Origin of the sequence: Fodinibius roseus, assembly GCF_900129315.1 — a bacterium.
Classification (GTDB): domain Bacteria; phylum Bacteroidota; class Rhodothermia; order Balneolales; family Balneolaceae; genus Fodinibius; species Fodinibius roseus.
Map to the genome: position 1 here is coordinate 1 of NZ_FQUS01000031.1, position 22,011 is coordinate 22,011.

A 22,011-nucleotide genomic window follows, 5' to 3' on the forward strand; every position below is an offset into this window, starting at 1 on the left:
ACCCAGGAAGTTCCTATCAATGGAAGAACCGAGTTTGAGATAGAAATGGTATCGCAAGCTATTACCGGCGAAGAAATGGTCGTAGTTGGATATGGCGCCGTTGAGAAAAGAGATTTGACTGGATCTGTATCATCAGTTGGTTCTGATGAAGTTACAAGCGTCCCATCGGCTAATGTAATGCAGGCTTTGAAGGGAAGAGCAGCTGGAGTTCGTGTAAAACAAAACAATGGTCATCCTGGTGGCAATGTTAGTATTAGAATAAGGGGTTCTAACTCGATAGTGGGAAATAATGAGCCTCTTTATATAGTGGACGGATTTCCTGTTGATGATCCAGAATCTATAAATAATTCCAGTATAGAGAGCATAGAAATCTTAAAAGATGCTTCAGCCGTCGCGATTTATGGGTCAAGGGCTTCTAATGGGGTTGTTCTTATTTCTACGAACAGTGGGAGGAGTGGAGCGACAGAGGTTAATTTTGAAAGTAGCATAGGAAATCAAAGGCTTATAAAATCAATTGAGATGATGCACCCTTTGGAATTTGGCGAGTACTATAATGTATTAGAAAATAATATGGTAGGCGAAGACCGTTTTAGCCAAGAGGAGTTAGATGAATTTGCAACCTTGGGAAAGGGAACTGTTTGGGAAGATATAGTTTACCGAACAGCCCCAATTTATAATAATTCGTTAAATGTTCGAGGGGGAAATGACCAAACACAATTTTCGATTACGGGTAGTGCTTTTAATCAGGAAGGGATTATACGAAATAGTGACTATAATCGCTACGCAATTGACAGTAAAATTCAACATGATGTCAGTGATAGGTTCTCTGTTGATGCTAGTATAACTTTATCGAGAATTGGAACTCAACAGCAAAATTCTGAACAAGGAAGGTTTGGAACGTCTCTGATTGGCAGAGCTCATGGGATTCCAAATTATATTCCAGCCTATGATGAGAATGGTAATCGTGTTGAACCAGTACTTGTTGATGACCGGGTTTCCGAAGCATTATGGCATCCTAATAATTATTTGGAAGAACGGGAAAGGACACAGAAACGAAATAATGTATTAGTTAATGCCGGGGTTTCTTATGAGTTTATTGATGGATTAGTCCTGAATATAGACGGTGGAGTAGAAAGTAAAAATACGCGAAATGATTTTTACCAAACAAAGGATTTTCAAAATGATCCAAATGGATCTGCCAGTGTTTCCACTAATGAGTATATTAGTCGCCTACTGGAAACCACCCTTAATTATAACGGAGCTATTGGTGAAAATCATGATATTTCAGCCGTAGGTGGTGTAACATTTCAGGATTTTCGAACGGAATCGTTAAGTGGTTCAGGATCGAATTTTCTAAGCGATATACCTGGTTCTCACAGTCTTGCAACCGCAGGTATACCGGGTACACCGAATACGAGTTTCACAGAATCTACTATTTTATCTGGTTTGGGAAGAATAAATTATATCCTTCATGACCGCTATTTGTTTACAGTAAGTATGCGAGCCGATGGCTCTTCGGTATATACTGAAGGTAATAAATGGGGATATTTCCCTTCCGCAGCCTTTTCATGGAGACTGTCAGACGAGGAATTCATTAATTTAGATAACACAATAATTAATGAGTTAAAGTTAAGGACAAGTTGGGGACTGGCAGGCAGCCAAGCAATTAGTGCTTATTCTACGTTAAATCGATTGAATCCAGGAAGTACTGTCTTGGGTAATTCTTTGGTTACAACCATGGCCCCTGGTAGTAGATTAGCCTCAGATCTGAAATGGGAAACTACAGAGGCACTGAATTTTGGATTGGATATAAGTATTTATGATGATCGCGTGTCATTTATAGCAGATTATTATATAAAGGAGACACGAGATTTGTTAAATGCAGTACAATTAGCACGTTCTACAGGATATACAAATTCTCTAAGAAATATTGGCAGGATTGAAAATAGAGGTTTTGAGTTTGCAGTTAATTCATATCTATTTAGTTCAAGTGATTTTAACTGGAATTTAGATGCTAATATTTCATTTAACCGTTCAAAGGTTAAAGAACTTTACGGGGGACAAGACATTCTTGGCGGGCAACTTTCGATGATAATGTTTACCGACTGGGCGAATACATATAGAGAAGGTGAGCCAAGGGGTATTATGTATGGATATAAGGAGGATGGTTATGATGAGGATGGTTATCTCCAATATACTACTGAGGTAGGGGATAAAGTGAAGATCGGAGATCCTAATCCCAATTTTATTTTTGGAATAAATTCAGATATGTCATACCGGAATTTTACACTGTCTATGTTTATTGATGGATCCCAGGGCAATGATATTATTAATATGAGCAAAGTAGCATTTACAACTGACCACACTAATGGAACTAACAAATTGAGAGACATTGTCGGTAACTATTGGACTCCAGAAAATCCAGACGCTAAGTATATTAAACCCAGTAGAAATCATGATTTTCGGTTTTCTGACAGATACGTTGAAGACGGTTCATATATAAGACTTAGTAATATTGAATTGGCCTATAATATTCCCAATGAATTAGTATCTGGAATGCGCCATGCACAAGTCTATATAAGTGGACAGAATCTACTCACTATTACTAATTACTCATGGATAGATCCTGATGTTAATACTCGTGGTGGGCCGTCATCATTAGCACAAGGAATCGACTACGCCAGCTATCCATCAGCTAAATCATTCACAGCTGGTATAAGGCTTGGCTTTTAAAAAATGAGGAACTGCGTAATATTAAAATAATGGGTAAAAAAAATGAAGAGATTAATATTTAATTTAACATTTTTGATAACGTTTTTTGTAGTCTCATGTGATAATATGTTGACTGAATCCCCTAAAGATCTTGTGGTAGAGGACTTTTATAATTCTACTGCTGAGGTTGAAAGTGCACTTGCAGCTAGTATTGATCCTGTTCGTGGACGAATGAGTGGTTGGTGGATCAGTACTTTAGATTGTCATACAGTGTGGGGAGCCGGGCTTGCAGGATCTGCCAATTTTGACTCTTATAAATCAATGAATGGTCTCAGTAGTGTAGGGGCCAGTAATCTTATTCCGAATTGGGATGTATTTTATCAAAGTATACGGAATGCAAATCTTGTGATAGCAAATGTGCCGAATAGCGAAGTATTAAGTGAAGAACAAAAAACCCGTTTTCTCGCAGAAGCAAGGTTTTTTAGATCTTTTGCCTATTTTCAGTTGGTTCGGGGGTGGGGAGGAGTACCTATCTATACGGAAGAGAATATGGATCAGACAACAGGTGCACCACGAGCCACACAGGAGGAGGTATATAACCTAATTACAAATGATCTTGAGTTTGCTGAAAATAATTTGCCAAATGAACCTCCTGTTCTTGGAAGGCCTGATATGTGGTCTGCAAAAACGATGCTAGCGGATGTTTATTTTTTTCAGGAACGTTATTCTGATGCTGCTACAAAGGCTAATGAAGTAATTCAATCAGGCAAATACTCTCTTGTAGAAGTTACTGTTCCCGATGATTTTAATAATCTTTTCGGAATGGATGCGAATTCTAATGAAGAAATATTTTATCTTAAATACAATCAGCAAAGTACCAGTGGACTTGTATTGCATACTATGCCTATAGATACTCCTTGGTTTGGAAGTAATGGCTATGGTATTTTTCAATGGCATGATGGTGCCCAGTTTTATACAGAATGGAATGATGATGATTTTAGAAAGCAATTTAATTGGTATGTGGCAGACGAAGATAAAGTTAATCCTTTTATAGGTAGTGATCCCTATTTTCCTAATGAAGGGGTAAATAAATTAGCACCTAAGAAATATAATGCTCCTGAGGCTACTTCCTCTACATTTGATTTACCTGTCTATCGTTATGCAGATGTTTTGCTAATCTATGCTGAGGCTTCAGCTCGGGCAGTTGGATCGCCTACTGCTGAAGGCCTGGAAGCACTTAATATGGTTCATCGCAGGGCATATGGACATAATCCCACAGAGCCTTCTCCTGTTGATCTTAGTCTTTCAGATTATCCTGACACGGATTCATTCATTGATCGGGTAGTCAAGGAAAGAGGATATGAGTTTCAATTTGAAGGCAAACGTTGGTTTGATCTTAAGCGGTCAGGAAGAGTTTTTGAAGTTATGGAAGAATATATAGGTCGTGAAGTAGCGGAGAAGCATCTTTTATGGCCAATACCAGAGGAGGAGTTTGACCTAAATGAAGCTATGGACCCATCAACTGGTCAGAATCCAGGTTATTAACCCATGGGGGGGTAAGCTTTAATTCCCCTTTTCTTAAATACTCCGATATGTGGTTTTAGACAGTGCATGATGCTTTAAAAATGAAAAATAATATGGACAACCACTGAATCCTACTGTAATCTCCTCATTTTCTTACAATGAAATGTATATATCGAATCGTTTTTTAGAATTAAAAAATAGTGGACCGAGTTGAGTTAACAAAATACATTACGACTAATACCAATGATTACTATAATTTCAAACTGTAAAACCTTACAGGAGTTTTGTTTAAAAAAATTGACTCAAACTTATTTATATTACTGCTGGCAACTTTAATTTTCTTGGGATTGGAAAATAAGGTTTCAGCTCAATCCTCTTCGTTATATGGCGGTGTTGCAAAAGTTGATATTACACCTCCCGTTGGATATGGACAATATAGGGGACCAAGTACAGGTGTTAGCGATCCACTTTATGCTAAGGCTATAGTTTTTAAAGAGGGAGAAGAGGTGGCTGCTCTCGTTATGTGTGATGTAATTGGTATTACCCGAGAATTATCATCAGAAGTACGTTTGGGAGCCTCTGAAAAAACAGGCATCCCTTATGAAAATATTATTGTTGCAGCTACTCATACGCACACCGGACCTGTATTTCATACGGATGACGGGAGTGTGAGGAATAACCCGGATGTAGGATATCCTCTTGAAGAATATGTAAATAAAAAACGGGCAGGGAAATTGACAAATGAGGACAAAAATAGTTACGAGGCACATTTAATTCGGAGTGTAGAAAAAGCACTTGTAAATGCATATAATGAGATTGAAAAGGTGACTATTAAATCAGGTACAGGTAGAGTAGAAGGGATTTCTTTTAATCGTCGTTTTATAATGAAGGATGGGAGGGTTCGTACTAATCCGGGAGTAGGGAATCCTGATGTTGTTCGCCCGGTGGGCCCTATCGATCCTGAAGTAGGGATTTTATTACTGCGAAACGTTGAGGATGATCTGCCGGTGGCGGGGCTGATCAATTTTGCTAACCATACCGATACGATTGGAGGTACCGAATATAGTGCAGACTATCCGGCCTATCTGGCAAGAACTCTAAAAGAGTCTTTAGGGATGGACTTTATGTCTATATTCGCACAGGGGGCCAGCGGAGATATCAATCACGTGGATGTTTTTGATTCAACTCACCAAAAAGGAACAGCGTCTGTAACCCAACGAATTGGAGAGAGGCTTGCTGAAGTCGTTGACAAACAGATTCCCAATTTAATCAAAAGTGACCAGCCGTCATTGGATGTTCAGTCGGAGTTTCTCTATGCTCCGGTACAACAATATACTACGGAGGAATTGGAGTGGGCTATGAAAGAGAAGCGCGACCCGTTGTATAATCAGCGTTCATTTTTAGAATTCAGGAGAATGCTGAAGATTCGTTCACTGGCGAAGATGCGACGTACAGCGGAAGTGATACCACCAACCATTGGTACAGAACAGTGGACAATTCCATTAGAAATTCAGGTGATCAAAATAAGTGATGATATTGCAATTGTAGGATTGCCTGGAGAATTATTTGTTGAACTTGGATTAGCAATCAAGCAGTCCTCTCCATTTGAGACAACATTAGTGATCGAGTTGACCAATAGACATATTGCATACGTTCCGACTGAGGAGGCTTTTTTACAGGGTGGATATGAAACGGTTAACTCGCGTATTGCACCCGGAGGTGGGGAGATGATGGTGGAGAATGCAATTGAAATTCTTAAAAGATATAACAAATAATCATTATAATTTTAGATGACTACTAAAGTCTACATTTCAAGAGTTAGGCTGATGAAAATTGTTATGAAAATTAGCTTAACTATTATATTTGCCTCTGCTGATTATTCTGCAAGTGGGCAAGTATTGCAGGTAGGTGCGGCTGAGGTAAAAATCACCCCCCCTGTTGGTAGTGTTATGGGTAATTCCTATGGCATAGCTGTAGTTGAAGGAATTGAGGATCATTTATATGCCAAAACCATTGTTTTAGAGAAAAATGGAACAATAACTGCATTTGTTGCATGTGATCTTATTAGTTTGCCTCATCAATTAGTGAAAGAAACAAGGGAACTGTTGGAAAAACAGACAGGGATTCCCGGTTCAAACCTGATAATGACTGCTACACACGTCCATGCTGGCCCTCAGTTAAACCCGCTTTTCTGGGATGCGGTAGGAGGGAAACCAAAAGAAAAGAGCAAAAAATATACCCACAATCTACCCTCAAAAATTATTGAAAGTATACGTTTGGCAAAAAAGAAACTTCAGCCTGCCCGCGTGTTTGTAGGAACTACAAAACAGAATTCTATAAATTTTAATCGCCGATTTCTGATGAAAGACGGAACAGTGGAGACAAATCCGGGCCGCCTGAATCCGGAGATTGTTAAACCCACTGGTCCGACCGATCCTGAACTCTCTGTGGTGTATTTTGAATCGATGGATGCCGAACCTTTGGCTACTTTGGTAAACTTTGCTCTGCATGTGGCTGTAAGGACAGGTGATCAGATCACCGCTGATTTCCCTGGTAGGATTGCTTCAGTGTTAGCAGACATCAAAGGAAAAGAGATGGTGACTATTTTTACGAACGGAACGTCGGGAAATATCAATCATATTGATGTTACTCAACAGGAACTATTTGAGAGCCGCGAGGAATCAGTTCGAATTGGTACTATTTTGGCCGGGAATGTACTTAAAATGTATCCCTCTCTTCGAAAAGTTGAAACCAATTCGTTAAAGATTCATACAGAACCAGTCAAACTTCCCATACCTGATATTCAATTTGATAAAGTAGAGTGGGCAACAGAAGTGATCAGGCAATATGGAGATCCGGAAAATCCATCATCTTTTAGCGATGTGGTGAAAGCTTGGCGAGTCCTTGACTTAATCGAATTGGATGAAGGACTTCAGGCACGTCATGCTGTAACAACTACAGTACCGTTAACTGAGGATGGCCAAGCATTGATGAGTGAAGTGCAGGCAATTACATTGGGAGATGAGTTAGCTTTAATAGGGTATCCCGGGGACGCTTTTGTCGAGCTTGGTCTGAGCATAAAAGAACATTCTCCTTTTCCGTTTACGGTTGTGAGTGAGCAGTCAGGCAATGGCGTACTCAGCTATGTCCCTAATAAGAAAGCTTTTTCAGAGGGTGATTATGAAGTGAGAAGTGCTCGGATTAAACCAGGGGGAGGCGAAATAATGGTGGAAGCCGTAATCAACATGCTCAATGATTTAAGATAATCTATTAATCTAATTTATAAAATGATGTTATTATTTATCCGCTGCCAAATGAGTTCCTCTGGTCAAATAGCTCCATCTGCAAACCCGGCAATAGGCTGCCTCAAAAAGGCTATCGGGACCGCACTTTTTTGCCTGCTTATCCTTTTTGCAGGCGGAGCGGATTTGCTACCCGCTCAAACCCAAACCTTCCGGGCGGGAGCCTCCCTGAGCAATATTACCCCGCCGCTGGGTGAGCCTATTGTAGGAAACTGGAATTCGCCTCCCGCGACGTACGTCCATGACCAGCTGTATGCCAAGACCCTGGTGCTCGATGACGGGGATAACCGGCTGGTATTTGTGCTTGTCGACAACGTGGGCGTTAACAGGGAGGTCTTTGATGCGGCCAAAAGCCTGGTTCGCAACGAGACCGGCCTGGCGAAGGAGAATATGCTGATGGCGGCCACGCATACCCATTCATCGATCAGCGCCGGCGGGGAGGGAGAGAAGCGCCGGGGCTGGCATTACGGGGAGCCTCTCGGCGAGTACCAGCGGTTTCTGGCCCGGCGGATCGCGGATGGCGTTCGGGTTGCCATGGAAAATTTGCAGCCCGCCGAAATTGGGTGGGGATCCGTCGATGCCCCGGAACACGTCTTCAACCGGCGTTGGATCATGGAGGAGCCCGTGCTGAATCCACTGGGGACCAAAGACAAGGCGCAGATGAACCCGGGGCACCAGAACCCGGCGCTGGTGGAGCCGGCGGGACCCATTGACCCGGAAGTGTCGTTCATTGCGGTGCAGTCCACAGAGGGCACCCCCATTTCGGTGCTGGGAAATTATTCGCTTCACTATATCGGAGGGGTAACCGGGGGACACCTTTCGGCGGATTATTTTGCGGTGTTCGGAGATCGCCTGAAGGAACTGCTGCAGGCAGACCGCCGACATCCGCCTTTCGTGGGGATTATGTCCAACGGCACCTCCGGGGATATCAACAATTTGAATTTTGCCGAAGCCCGGGAACGCAAACCTCCGTACGAGCAGATGCAGATGGTGGGCCGTGACGTGGCCGAAAAAGTACATCGCGTATATCAGACGCTCGAATTCAGGGAATGGGTACCGCTGCGGACGGCCCAGTCGGAATTGACGCTTGAGGTCCGCCGCGCCTCCCCGCAGATACGGGCAAATATGGAAAAAGTAAGGGACCGGCCTGAGGGCGCGGATCCGCTGTTTCATCGGCTGGAGAAGGTCTACGCGGGACGCATAGCACAGCTGGAGGAGGAGTGGCCCGATCAGATTGATATCCCGCTGCAGACCTTCGGGATTGGCGAGCTGGGGGTTTCGGCCATCCCGTTTGAGGTATTTGCCGAAACCGGGCTGGAGATCAAGGAAGATAGCCCTTTTACCGATACGTTCACCATTGAACTGGCCAACGGCAGTTACGGCTATCTGCCTACCCCGCAGCAGCATGATCTGGGAGGTTATGAAACCTGGCTGAGTACGAACCGGGTGGAAAAGAAGGCTTCGGAAAAGATTGTGGCGGAGCTGATGAGGTTATTCAATGAGGCCCAATCAAACCAGTAGGAGCTGTTGCCGGGAATTAAAGGTGATATTATATGAAAAAGAGGAAAAACCCCCGTGCTATGAGGAAGAAGGTCAGGTATAAAAAATGGATGGGAAGCTGTCCGCTGCTGGAACAGAATCTGCTGCGGGCCGCGGGCGGGCATTACTTTTTGGGGGTGGGACTCTTGTTTTTCCTGCTGGTTGCTGTCGCCGGCTGCGGTGAGGGGGACAAAGAATCCACCGGCCTTGAGTTGGAATCGGGATTACGGTTGGAGACGGTGGCAAAAGAACCCCTGGTGGTTGATCCGGTAGCGTTCGGTTATGATGAGCAGGGGTATCTGTATGTGGTGGAGGACCGCGGCTACCCGGATCCGATGGAAGAAGACGCCCCGCCGACTAAAGAAGGACGGATTGCACGCCTGGAAGACAGCGACGGGGACGGTCGTTACGACCGGCGAACGGAATTTGCTACCGGTCTTACCTATCCGAATGGTATTATGCCCTGGCGCGGGGGTGTTTTTGTTACCGTTGCCCCGGATATTTTATATTTGAAAGACAGCGACGGGGACGGGGTGGCGGATGAGAAACAGGTTGTTCTGACGGGATTCAAAGATACGAGGACATCGCAAATACGCATGAGCCATCCTCTGCTTGGGTTCGATGGCTGGGTATATGTAACCAGCGGATTAAACGGGGGAGAAGTCTATTCACCCCTTCATCCCGACCGGCCGCCGGTATCATTCACCGCTTCGGACGTGCGATTTCATCCTGAAACGTTTGAGGTTGAAGTAGTCGGGGGCAAGAGTCAATTTGGGCAGACCTTTGACCGTTTTGGCCGGAGATTCGGAACATGGAACAGGGCCCCCATCGAGCATATTGTCTTCAATCCATCCGATCTTAACCGCAACCCCCACCTTTCATTTAACCAGACGGTCAATGAGGTTTCAAAAACAGGGGGGGAAGCCGTCGTCTTTCCGATCAGCGATGCGGCGACGTCGGCTGATTTCATCCCCGATCTCATGGGGCAGTCGCACTCGGGGACCTTCACTGCGGCCAGCGGTGTTTTTGTGTACAACGGCAGCGGACTGACCCCGGAGCACCGGGGAGATGCCTTTATAGCCGAATCGGCCCAGAATCTGGTGCAGCGACAGAAGATGTATCGGGACGGAGTATCATTTTCATCGGAGCTGGTTTATGAGGGTAAAGAATTTTTGGCTTCGAAAGACCTGTGGTTTCGACCGGTTTTCCTGGGCGTTGGTCCCGCTGACGGATTTCATGTTGTGGACATGCACCGGAAGGTTATCGATCATCCTGCGTACGTTCCGGAGCGGGTCCGGGATAAAATGGATTTCCAGTCGGGGAAGGAAAAGGGACGGATTTATAGAATTTTTGCAGAAGGGAAGTCCACTTCGCTGGCTGACAGGCAATGGGTGACCGATTCAACTACGGTTTTACAGATTACAGAGTGGTTAACCTCTGATAAGCAGTGGGACCGGCAGACCGCTCATCGCTTGTTGCTGGAACGCAGTGATTCCACGGCTGTTCCAAGTCTGAAAACGATTGCCATGGAGTCTGCCCGGCCCGAAAGCCGCGTGCGGGCGTTATGGCTGCTGCTCAGGTTGGAGGGACTGGACCCGGAGATCCTCCGACAGGCGATGGACGACGGGGAAGCGGGCGTCCGGGAAAACGCGGTCTTGCTCTCGAGAGGGATGTTGGGCGGGTCAGAGGCCCTGAAAAAGTCCGTAATTCAGGCATGCCGGGATGCTGATATGCGGGTTCGTTTTCAGTGTGCCCTGGCCCTCGGGGATGCAGAGGGACCGGACGTTATGGAGACGCTGGCTTCGCTGGCCGTCAGCGACGGGGATAGCCGGTGGATGCGGGCGGCGGTCCTCAGTGGTATAGGGGGACGCATGGGCGTATTCCTGCAGCATCTTCAGTCCCATCAATCTGCTGATTCAGATTCCTATGCATTCGTCATGGAGGATTTGGCCCGGATGCTCGGCAACGGAGGGGCAGCGACAGCCTTGCGGGACCTTGTGGAAACTACGCTGCAGGCGGGTGAAAAAGGTGGATGGCGGTTTTCCGCTATGCTGGGACTGATGGAAGGACTGACAAGCCGCCGGGATTTCGACCAGTCAACCAGCGGGCTTTTGAGCTATGTTTATGGAGCTTCTGTCCCCGGGGGGACAGAAGTATCCTGGGTAGATTTTCTCGATGAAGTGACTGCGGCGGCGGAAACCCCCCGGGCAAAGCAGGAAACCCGAGTGACAGCCATTGAATTAATGGGATTTATAGGCAGTAAAGAACACCTGCCGGTGTTCGCCCGGGCGCTGCAGCCGGAAAATCCGCGGGCCGTTCAGCTGGCGGTGGTGCGGGCCATCGGCCGGCAGAATACCGGGGAGGGGGCCCGGCTGTTGATGGATAAGGAGCGATGGGAGGGCTATACGCCCAATGTTCGTTCTGCGGTGCTTTCCCAAATGCTGTCGACCCCGATCTTTGTGGAGTCCTTGCTGGATGCTGTTGAAAGCGATGTGGTGGCTCCTTCCGAGATTTCCTCGGTGGACCGGCAGCGATTGATGAATAACGAAGACAGGGAAATCCGGCAACGGGCAGAAAGCCTGTTTGCTGAACTGGAAGGGGGTGTCCGCAAGGAGGTCTATGAGGATTACCTGTCGGTCCTGAGTGAGGAAACCGGCGATCCGGAAGCGGGAGCGAAGGTTTTTGAGCGGGCGTGCTCGGTCTGCCACGCCTATGCCGGACAGGGAGGGGAAGTGGGACCAGATCTTACGGGCATTAAAAATCAACCAGCCGATGCGATCCTGCTGCATACCATCATGCCCAATTACGAGGTGTATCCCTCCTATCAAACCGTAGTGATCGAAACAAATGACGGGCGCTCGCTGAGCGGATGGGTGGTCACGGAAACGGATAACGGGGTGACGATTCGCACTGCTTCCGGTGCGGATGAAACCATTATGCGGGAGAATATTGCCTCGCTTTCCAATACGGGACAGTCCCTGATGCCCGACGGGTTGGAAAAAACGATGAGCAAAGAGGAGATGGCGGGATTAATCCGGTATCTGAAATCCGGTGCTGAATTTTAAGCATATGGCAATACAATCAATCATAAAAAGAAGGCTTCGAAAAACTGTTAAACAGAAGCCTTTGCAAAACCAGGGGTTTTGTTCAATATCAACTCCTGGGCGATTTCCAAACCACAGTGTATAGTCTATAGTTGAGGATTTCGAAAACGTGAAAATGTAGAGATTAGCAAAAAAACGGTTTTGCAAGGTCATGGTAAATAATAATAAAAACAGATTATTGAGGAAATAATGATGATTAACTGGATCAAAGCATGGTACATGGCCGTTTTTATCGGGGGACTTTTTCCCTTCCTGGCCTTGGGGCAGCCGGAGGAGGATGCCCGGACGTTCCGCGCGGGAGCTGCAACGAGTGTCATTACGCCGGCGATCGGTACTTCTATAAATGGAGGCATGCAGGACCGGGTGGTAAAGAATATTCACGATGAGACCCGTGCGCGGGCGATCGTGCTGGATGATGGCTCGACCCGGCTGGCTATTGTGGTGTCGGACCTTTGCATGATTTACCGGGAGACCCTGGATAAAGCCAAAGAAAGAGCCCATGCATTAACGGGCATCCCGGTCAAAAATATGATGATGTCAGCGACTCATACTCACTCTGCGGGAACGGCCTGCTCGGTTTTTCAGAGCGATCCGGACCCGGAATACCTGGAGCTGTTGAGCACGCGGATCGCGGATGCGGTGGTTCGGGCCAGCGAAAACAGCGTTCCGGCAAAGATAGGCTGGGGCGTGGGACACGAACCCTCGCAAGTGTTTAACCGGAGATGGAAAATGAAAGCCGGCACCGAGATCACCAATCCCTTTGGAGGAGAGGATCAGGTGAAAACGAATCCGGGCGTTGGAAACCCCAATCTGCTGGAGCCGGCGGGACCGATCGATCCGGAGGTGCCCGTCGTCTCCGTCAAATCGACTGATGACGATCATATCGCCCTGCTTGCCAACTATTCGCTGCATTATGTCGGGGGCACCGGAGCGGGGGAGATTTCTGCCGATTACTTTGGGATGTTCGCAGAGGAGATGGCCGGAATGCTGGATACGGAGCATCAAGCCTATTCGTTTGTCGGAATTATGTCCAACGGCACCAGCGGAGATATTAATAATGTTGACTTCACCGGGGAGCAGCATACGGTTTCGGGGGAGTATGGCCAGATGCAGTACGTGGCAAATGTGTTGGCGGCAGAAACGTATAAAGTCGTACAAAACATGGAGTACAGGGACTGGATATCCCTGGAGGCGGTCCAGCAGGAGATTGAACTGGGGGTACGACTGCCGGGAGCGGAGGATATTGAACGGGCGGAGCGGATTATCGAAAGGGCTGAGGGACCAGAAATGGAAACCCTGGAGGAGATATATGCTCGTGAGACGCTGCTGCTGAGTGAGTATCCAGAGCGAAAGTCGCTTATCCTGCAGTCGTTCCGCCTGGGGGACCTGGCTATAGCGGCAATCCCGTGTGAGGTATTTGTGGAAATCGGTCTGGCATTAAAGGAGAAAAGTCCCTTTGATTCCATGTTCACCATCTCCCTGGCCAACGGCTATAACGGCTATCTTCCGACCCCGGAGCATCATGCGCTGGGGGGATATGAAACCTGGCGCGCCCGGTCGAGCTACCTGGAAATAGAGGCGTCGGAAAAAATATCGCGGGAGATTTTGGGGTTATTGGGACAGTTGAAACAGTAGCATGGCAGGCAGACAATCACATGAGATTTAAAAATAGTATTAACCTTAACGTCACTTGCCAACAAAGGCTTGTGAAAACATAGCTGTCATTGCGGTGAGGCTTTTTTGATTCTTTGGGCTTCCGGAGATTGCCGTGGAAGTGCTCCCGGTAGTCGCTGAATTCTTTTTAACGACAATTATTTATATTGAACTAAAATTAACTAATAATGGATGCTACTATGAATAAAATGAGATTGTGGGTTATCGGATGGGTGGTCATACTAATCACAGCAACAGGATTTATCTCCTGTCAGGGCCAGAGGCACGCAGCGGGAGGAGATGTTGTGTCGCTGTTCAACGGGGAAAACCTGGATGGCTGGTATACCTTTTTGGAAGATCGGGGACGCAATGACGATCCCCGGGACGTCTTTACGGTAACGGACGGGATGCTTCGAATATCCGGGGAGGAATGGGGATCGCTTACCACCGAGGAGGAATACGAAAATTATCATTTGATTACGGAATTCAGGTGGGGAGACCAGACCTTTGAGCCCAGAAAGCATCGCGCCCGGGATAGCGGGCTGCTGTTTCATTCCGTCGGCGAAGACGGAGCCTACTCGGGAAAGTGGATGCATTCCATTGAGGCTAATATCATTGAAGGGGGTACGGGTGATTTTATTGTCGTAGGCGACGGGTCGGATGATTTTGCCATAACGAGTCCGGTCGCCCCCGAACAACAAAACGGTTCGCATGTATATCAGCCGGACGGGGAGCCGGTTACGATTAATGGGGGACGCATCAACTGGTTTGACCGCGATCCGATGTGGAAGGATACGCTGGGATTCCGGGGCGCGGACGATATCGAACGTCCCGCCGGGGAGTGGAACCGGATGGAAGCGATTGTGAAGGGCGACAGCATAACGGTGAAGCTGAACGGGGTGGTGGTCAACGAAGCGTTCGATGTGCGTCCCTCGAAGGGACGCATACAGATTCAATCCGAGGGGGCCGAGATCTTTTTTCGAAAAGTGGATATGATTTCCCTCTGACAGATGCTGTTTTTAGAAGCTTCTGTGGTGGTACTCACATAAATCGGTCTCCGAATAACCCGGGGCGATTCACTATTTTATGAGCCACAGGGAGTGATCCTGCCGGGGTAAATTCAATAGCATTTCTGTATACTATTTTACAACTTCGGAGATACGGGATTTCAAACATCGAACAACTTAATTTGAAGCTTTGGCGAGCCTTGCCGTATCCCGTGGTTACCACATCGATTGTGGTAGCACTTTAGTGTCAGTGGGGTCAATTCCTGTTTGAGCCCGACCCCCTCTCAGAGGGGATCGGGGAAGAATAACACTATCTGTGCAGAGGCTTCTACTTCATAATATATGTTCAATAGGACAACAATCTCTTACTATGAAAGATCGTCAATCTTCTCCACTCCTGCGAAGAATTATAATGACCGGTACCGATTTCTTACTTTCCTTTCGAAAGCAACTGGCCGGTAGGGACTCGGCAATTCCGGCGGCAGCAAGGAGTATTCCGGTACTTCTGCTTTCGCTCGTCATGCTGACTATTCCCGTATCGGCTGAAGAAACGCATTTGCTCACCGGCAATGAGGAGGATAACCCGCCGAATATTGTCGTGATCATGGCCGATGACCTGGGCTGGAACGACATCGGCTATCACAACGGGGAGATCCGAACGCCGAACCTGGATAGACTGGCGGAGGGGGGCGTGCGCCTGAATCAGTTTTACGCCTACTCCACCTGCTCGCCCACCCGCGTAGCGCTGCAGACGGGACAAAATCCGGCGCGCCTGAATGTCTTTGGTCCCCTGGGCTCAACCACGGATGTGCAGCCAGAGGACATGCTGCTCCCGTTTGGCCTGCAGCAGGCGGGCTACAGCACGCACATCAGCGGGAAATGGCATATCGGGGATCTTCCGGAGCATCGTCCCCTGCGGCATGGCTATACGAGTTCGTACGGCTACCTGCGGGGACAGATTGACCCGTATACCCACCGGTATAAATTCGGCGATTATGTGACTTGGCACCGCAATGACCATTTTGTGGAGGAAGAGGGTCATGTGACCCGGCTGATCACGGATGAGGCGATCCGCGTAATTGAAACGGCCGGTGAAGTTCGGGAGGAACCCTTTTTCCTCTATGTAGCCCATCATGCTCCTCACTACCCGCACAACTCTCCGCCGAAATGGATTGAACCCTACCAGGAGAGTTTTGAAGACGTCTGGCGCCGGCACACGGCGGCGGCGATCACGCAGATGGATCATGAAATCGGCCGCATAATAACGGCACTGGAGCAAACGGGTCAGCGTGAAAATACCCTGGTTACTTTTATGTCGGATAACGGGGGACAGCAGAGCTGGTCCTCTCCTGACGAGCAATACAACGGCCGGTATGCCGCCCACAGTACGCTCGGTGATAACCGGCCCCTGCGCGGCTGGAAAACGGATCTGTACGAGGGAGGGATCCGGGTGCCGGCACTGATGAACTGGCCGGGCGTAATTCCTGCCGGGGGAGAGGTGGACGGACCGACGCACGTACTGGATGTGGCTCCGACTTTGCTGCGGGTGGCGGACCCGGACGAGCCGTTGCCCCGGGGCCTGGAGGGACGCAATCTCTGGCCGGTATTAACAGGTGGGGAGTCGGAGACGGAACTGAATGATCGCCGGTTTTACTGGCGGCAGTCTGATCTCCGGGCCCTCCGGGAAGGGGACTGGAAGGTCATTGCCCGCGGGGAGGCCCTGGAGGATCCCGAGCTGTTTAACCTGGCCGATGACCCGCATGAGAACAGTGAAATAGGAGAAGAGTATCCCGATAAGCGAAAGGAGCTTCTTGACAAGATGCGTCAGTGGGAGGGGGAAGAGGAGTGATGGTTCTTCGTCCTTTTTTGAATGAGCAAAAAAGTACTCAAAAAACTCATCGGCTGTGGATTCTTCGCCTGAGCGAAGTCCGCCCGCACCTGTAAAAAGGCAAACTCTCTTCCTGCGGTCGTTCAGACAAGCCTTTTTACGGCCGGTTCGATCTTCCTTCACTCCGGGCGGCTCACAATCCAGGACCGGGAAATGAATTCTTCTGTATTGAATAGCTCCGCCTTGCGCCCGCCACCCGGGACACTGACTTTTTAGAAAAAAATTTGTATTTGCTGCTAACAGTATCTTTATTTACCACTCTGAAATAAGGTATCTTTAGCGGCATGAATATGCAGTAGTTCTTTTTCTACCGTACATTAAGTCCGACAGGATTCCCGGGACAAGATTATAAAATAATTAAATATCGGTGACTGTTATAGTACAATACAGAGCAAACCAACCGGGCGGGGCATTTTATTTATAGAGGACTTGGAAAAACCAGGGTTTTGTTCAATACCAACTCCTGAGCACTTTCAAAACCGCAGTGTATATATTGACTACAGGCGAGGATATTGAAAGTGCGAAAATGTAGCTATCGGGCAAAACAATGGTTTGCAAAGTCCTCTTATATCTTATAAATGCGTTATGCAGTTGACTTCCAAACAATCTGTTCGTATCTGTAGAATCTGAAAACGCTGAGACGCTGACGGGAAACAACCTCTGTTGGCACGCTCCCGGACTATTTTCAATTATAAGCGTACAACGGATTATTATAAGCAAAGGTATAAACTTGAATAAATTACTAAGCATAAGAAGAAATAGTAAGATGAAAAGAAAAACCGCCGCGTGGGTAAGGGTCGCAATGTATGTTTTGAGTATTGGACTGCTGATAGGTTGTTCGGGCGGGGACCGTGAACCTGCCTGCCAGTCCCCGCCCTGCGAGCCGGAGACGGCGGCGGGGACTTTTGAGGTGGCGGACGGTTTTCAGGTGGAACTGTTTGCGGCCGAGCCGCTGATCAGTGATCCGGTGGGAATGACGGTTGACGAGGAGGGCCGGCTCTACGTGGTGGAAGATCCCGGCTACCCGGAGAATCCGGGTGACTTCCGGGGACGCGTTCGACTGCTGGAGGACAGCGACGGGGACGGTCGGCCCGACCAGAGCAGCATATTTGCCGATCAGTTTCGGGCGCCCCGGGGCGTGATGCGCTGGAAAGAGGGTCTGCTGGTCACCGACGCCACCGAGATCGTGTACCTGGAGGACACTGACGGGGACGGGCAGGCCGACGTGCGGGAGGTCATGATGGGGGGCTTCAACTATAACAACCCCCAGCTGGGGGTGAACAGCCCGCTGTACGGACTTGATAACTGGGTCTACGTAGCCCACCGGCAGGGCAGCCGTCCGCATTTTGCCGGGGAGCCCAAGCCGGAGGAGATCGCCGCTCGGACCAATATCCGGTTTCGTCCCGACGCCCGTGAGTGGGAATCGCTGTCCGGGGCGTCCCAGTTCGGCCACAGCTTTGATGCCTTCGGGCGTCACTTGCTGGTTTATCATAACAATCACATTTACCAGGAAATCATGGCGGCCCGCTACCTGTCGCGCAACCCGGACCTGATGGTCGCCCCCTCATCGGCGAGTATTTCTGATCACGGGACCGCAGCCGAGGTGTATCCGGTCACGGAGAACGAGGGCCATGAGCTGTTTACCGATGCCGGGGCGTTTACTGCCGCCTGCGGCATCACCTGCTACCTGGGCGGGCAGTTTCCGGGCGAATACGAGGGGGCGGCTTTCGTGGCCGAACCGGCGCACAACCTGGTACATGCGGACCGCCTGGAGGAGAGCGGGGCGGCGCTGACCGCCAGCCGCATTCAGGCCGAGCGGGAGTTTCTGGCCTCCACCGACCACTGGTTCCGGCCGGTGAACTTTTATGTGGGACCCGATGGCGCTCTTTACATTATTGACTATTACCGGCAGGTCATCGAGCAGCCGCGGTTCCTCTCCGAGGAGGCCCTCCAGGCGGGTATCCACGGGGGGAGCGACCGGGGGCGGATCTACCGCGTTACCGTCGAGGGGGCTGAAACGCCGTCCTGGCTGGGACAGCTGAGCCTGGGGGAGGCCCCGGCCGGACAGCTGGTGGAGCGGCTGGACCACGCAAACGGCTGGTGGAGAACCACTGCCCAGCGGCTGCTGACGGACCGGCAGGATGAGGCGGCCATTGAGCCCCTGAAGGAGCTTGTGGAGACCGGCAGCCGTCCGGAGGCCCGCGTGCATGCCCTGTGGACGCTCGCGGGGATGGAGGCGCTTTCGGCCGACCTCATCGAAACGGGGTTGGCGGATGGGTCCCCAAGGGTCCGCGAGCAGGCGATCCGCCTGGCGGAGCAGCAGCTGGACCAGGCGCCGGACCTTGCCGACCGACTGCTGGCGATGGCCGGGGAAGAGGATGCCGGCGTGCGCTTTCAGCTGCTGAACACCCTGGGAGCGCTGGAGACGCCCGAGGCCCGGGAGGTCCGCCGGGAGCTATTATATGCACATATAGAGGACGAGTGGATGCAGCTGGCGGCTCTTTCGGCGGGGGATCTGGATTACCGGACCCTTTACGAAGAGGCGCGTTCCCGGCTCTCCGACCGGGAGACAGAGGGACGCTCGACCTATTTCCGGCGCCTCGGGGCCCTGATTGGGGTGGGGGGAACGCAAGAAGCAGTCCGTGAGCTGGCAGGAACTATTGCCGGCCGGCCGGACACCTCCGGGGAATGGTGGCAGGCGGCGAGCCTGCAGGGACTGGCCGAAGGACTGCAGTACGGCGGTGAGGATGGAAACAGGCAAATGCTGCGGGACCTGCGGGAGCCGATGGCGCGGCTGGCCCTTGATCCCGATGCCCCGGCGCTCCGCAATGCCGCCCGGTCGGTCATGACAGTCGTGGGTCCCCCGGAGGGAGCATCGGTGTTTGCCGCCGCGGAGGAGCTCGCGGCTGACAACGGAGAAGACCCGTTGTTGCGCAGGGATGCCATCCGCCTGCTGGGCGTCGGCCCTGTGGGTGAGTACGCCGGGATGCTTATGGACCTGGTGAGCCCGGAGGAGCCGCCCGAGGTACAGGCCGCCGCCGCGCGGACGCTGCAAGACCTGGAGGGCCCGGAAATCGGCAAGCGGCTGCTGTCCGGGTGGGACCAAATGACACCGCCGGTACGCCGGGCGGCGATGGAGACGATGCTGGCCGATGACGATCGTATCAGCCTGGTTTTTGATGCCATTGAAGAGGGAGAGCTGAGTCCCTCCGCCGTCAGCTGGAATGATACCAAACGGCTGATGCTCCACTCCGATGAAGGGCTGCAGCGGCGTGCCAAGGCGCTGCTCGGAGGAGCCGGAGAGGAACGCTCTGAGATAGTTGAGCGCTACGAGGCGGCGCTGTCGGAGCAAGGGGAAGGAAATACCGAGCGGGGTCAGGAGGTGTTTGAACGCTCCTGCGCAATGTGTCACCAGATCGACGGGGAAGGCGGGGTAAATTTTGGTCCCGACCTGGCCAGCGTACGTACCCGGAGCCCCGAAGAGCTGCTGGTCGATATCCTGATGCCCGGGGAGGCCATTGCGGCCGGCTATGAGCAGTATCGCATTGAGCGTCAGGACGGATCCACCCTGCAGGGTGCCATTGCCTCCGAGACCTCCCAGTCGGTGACCCTGCGTGATATGGGGGGACAGGAGACCACGGTGCCGCGCAGCGATATTGAACAAATGGAGGCGGTGGGGGGGTCGGTCATGCCGACCGGACTCGAGCGACAGATCAGCGAAGAGGAGATGAACGACCTGATCGCCTACATAAAGGGGAAATGAAACCTGTGCCATGACGGTATATCTGTTTAATAGATTTCGAATGGCACAGGCAACCCTCTCGGGGGACTTTTTGGAGCAAGAATTCTTATAATTATATTTTTGCTGGTGGTATTGTCATTCACCTGCGTATGCATAATTATGGTAACTTATAAACGATCGATAACCTGATGATGCTCTCTTACTTTCACTCTCGTATCCAATCACAATTTTATTACTATTTCCTGCTGCGAGCCGCTATCTGTTTGTTCGTTGTACTAATTATGGCCGGTGGACACCCGGGCTTCGCCCAGACCGGAGCCGAGCTGCCGGCGGGGGATATCGCCCGGCAGCTGCTGGATGAAGATGTGGCCGAGGAGGAGCGCCGCACCCTGGCCGGAGAACAGGCCGACAGGGCTGCGGAAGTGCTGCGTGCGCTGACCCGCGACCTGGAGTCGGGCACAGACGAGGAAGCCCGTCGCATTCCCTGGATCTGGCGGGTGAGCATCAAAGCGACCGGTCGCAATGATGCTGAGCAGATCAGGCGGCTGGCCGAGGTCGGCTTGCCTGAAATGGATGAGCCGCTGCTGAACTGGCAGGTGGTCGTGCTCGGTGGCGGTATCGTCAACGGACTCAGCCGCGAGGGTCACTGGCCCCGGCCCCGGATCCGTGAGATACTGGCCGGCCACCCGCAGCTGGAGTCCCGCTGGCAGCAGGCCGTCGAGCGCTCCTATGAGGTGGCGGAGGATCCGGACCTTCCCTACCCGTGGCGCTACGATGCGCTGCGCCTGATAGCCATGGATGAGGGAGAGCAAAGCATTCCGGAGCTGCGATCCTACCTGAAGCGAGACCTCGACTACCATCTGCATATGGGAGCCATCAGCGGGCTCTCTGACATCCGGTCCCCGAAAGTGCCCGAGTTGCTGCTGTCGGGGTGGTCCCATTACAACGAGCAAAACCGAAACCTGGTCCTGGATGGACTGCTGCGCACCGAGCGGCGGACGAGGGCATTGCTGGATGCGATCGAAGAGGGACCACTGCGTGCGGATGAGCTGGGAGAAGAGCAGCTGGAGCAGTTGAAAAACCATGAAAACCCCGACCTCCGCAAACGGGCCAAACAGCTGCTTTCTATATAATCACAGTTTCTCAAGTAGGTTTTTCAGGAAAACCCGCATCTCCTTGAGATCTTTTTTAAGACTGACAGGAACCTCTTCGTTCTCTCCGTCGGTTCCGCCGTCTTTCAATACCTGCTGAGCCCCTTTGGTGCTGTATTTTTTTTCCTGAATGAGTTCTTTGAGTTTTAAAATTGTCTCAATATCATTTTCTTTGTAGGTGCGATTTCCGGCTTTGTTTTTCTTGGGACTCAGTTCATCGAAAACCGATTCCCAGTAGCGCAGCACATGCGCATCAACATCCGTAATTTCGCTGACTTCACCGATAGAATAATAAAGTTTTTTCATAGCAGAACTAAAAGCGTATCTTTATTTCCTATTATACATGATCTCATTGATTTTATCTAACCTGGATGATTTACAATTTCAAA

12 protein-coding genes are annotated in these 22,011 nt (G+C 50.2%); 11 read left to right on the plus strand and 1 reads right to left on the minus strand.

Annotation, left to right across the window (positions count from 1 at the left end; genetic code table 11):
* The 11 genes from BUB16_RS19260 to BUB16_RS19310 all read left to right on the plus strand — a co-directional run.
* Nucleotides 1–2,733 (plus strand): SusC/RagA family TonB-linked outer membrane protein (locus BUB16_RS19260; RefSeq protein ID WP_073068159.1); only part of this gene is annotated, 2,733 nt, incomplete at its 5' end.
* A 42-nt stretch (nucleotides 2,734–2,775) separates the two neighbouring features.
* Nucleotides 2,776–4,257: a RagB/SusD family nutrient uptake outer membrane protein gene (locus BUB16_RS19265; protein WP_073068161.1), complete on the plus strand. Its 1,482-nt coding sequence runs from the start codon at nucleotides 2,776–2,778 to the stop codon at nucleotides 4,255–4,257.
* Between the two features lie 263 nt (nucleotides 4,258–4,520).
* Nucleotides 4,521–6,011 (plus strand): hypothetical protein, encoded by a 1,491-nt coding sequence (locus BUB16_RS19270; protein ID WP_073068163.1) that lies wholly within the window; start codon nucleotides 4,521–4,523, stop codon nucleotides 6,009–6,011.
* Between the two features lie 15 nt (nucleotides 6,012–6,026).
* The gene (locus BUB16_RS19275; protein ID WP_073068165.1) at nucleotides 6,027–7,502 is read left to right on the plus strand and encodes a neutral/alkaline non-lysosomal ceramidase N-terminal domain-containing protein; all 1,476 of its coding nucleotides are present in this window, start codon (nucleotides 6,027–6,029) and stop codon (nucleotides 7,500–7,502) included.
* Between the two features lie 21 nt (nucleotides 7,503–7,523).
* Nucleotides 7,524–9,059, plus strand: coding sequence for a hypothetical protein (locus BUB16_RS19280; RefSeq protein WP_211483240.1), 1,536 nt, complete (start codon nucleotides 7,524–7,526; stop codon nucleotides 9,057–9,059).
* Nucleotides 9,060–9,091: 32 nt separating this feature from the next.
* The gene (locus BUB16_RS19285; RefSeq protein ID WP_073068167.1) at nucleotides 9,092–12,142 is read left to right on the plus strand and encodes a PVC-type heme-binding CxxCH protein; all 3,051 of its coding nucleotides are present in this window, start codon (nucleotides 9,092–9,094) and stop codon (nucleotides 12,140–12,142) included.
* A 228-nt stretch (nucleotides 12,143–12,370) separates the two neighbouring features.
* Complete coding sequence (locus tag BUB16_RS19290) at nucleotides 12,371–13,816, plus strand: hypothetical protein (RefSeq protein ID WP_084088450.1); 1,446 nt, start codon at nucleotides 12,371–12,373, stop codon at nucleotides 13,814–13,816.
* 218 nt (nucleotides 13,817–14,034) lie between these two features.
* On the plus strand, nucleotides 14,035–14,841 hold the full coding sequence (locus tag BUB16_RS19295) for a 3-keto-disaccharide hydrolase (RefSeq protein WP_073068184.1): 807 nt from the start codon (nucleotides 14,035–14,037) through the stop codon (nucleotides 14,839–14,841).
* 370 nt (nucleotides 14,842–15,211) lie between these two features.
* Nucleotides 15,212–16,690, plus strand: coding sequence for a sulfatase-like hydrolase/transferase (locus BUB16_RS19300; protein ID WP_084088451.1), 1,479 nt, complete (start codon nucleotides 15,212–15,214; stop codon nucleotides 16,688–16,690).
* Between the two features lie 805 nt (nucleotides 16,691–17,495).
* On the plus strand, nucleotides 17,496–20,492 hold the full coding sequence (locus tag BUB16_RS19305) for a PVC-type heme-binding CxxCH protein (RefSeq protein ID WP_084088452.1): 2,997 nt from the start codon (nucleotides 17,496–17,498) through the stop codon (nucleotides 20,490–20,492).
* A gap of 167 nt (nucleotides 20,493–20,659) precedes the next feature.
* The gene (locus BUB16_RS19310; protein WP_139240387.1) at nucleotides 20,660–21,604 is read left to right on the plus strand and encodes a hypothetical protein; all 945 of its coding nucleotides are present in this window, start codon (nucleotides 20,660–20,662) and stop codon (nucleotides 21,602–21,604) included.
* On the opposite strand, the gene BUB16_RS19315 is transcribed toward BUB16_RS19310, so the two are convergent.
* Nucleotides 21,605–21,928, minus strand: a complete 324-nt coding sequence (locus BUB16_RS19315) for a MerR family transcriptional regulator (RefSeq protein ID WP_073068173.1) — start codon at nucleotides 21,926–21,928, stop codon at nucleotides 21,605–21,607. It abuts the gene before it with no gap.
* Nucleotides 21,929–22,011: the final 83 nt, after the last annotated feature.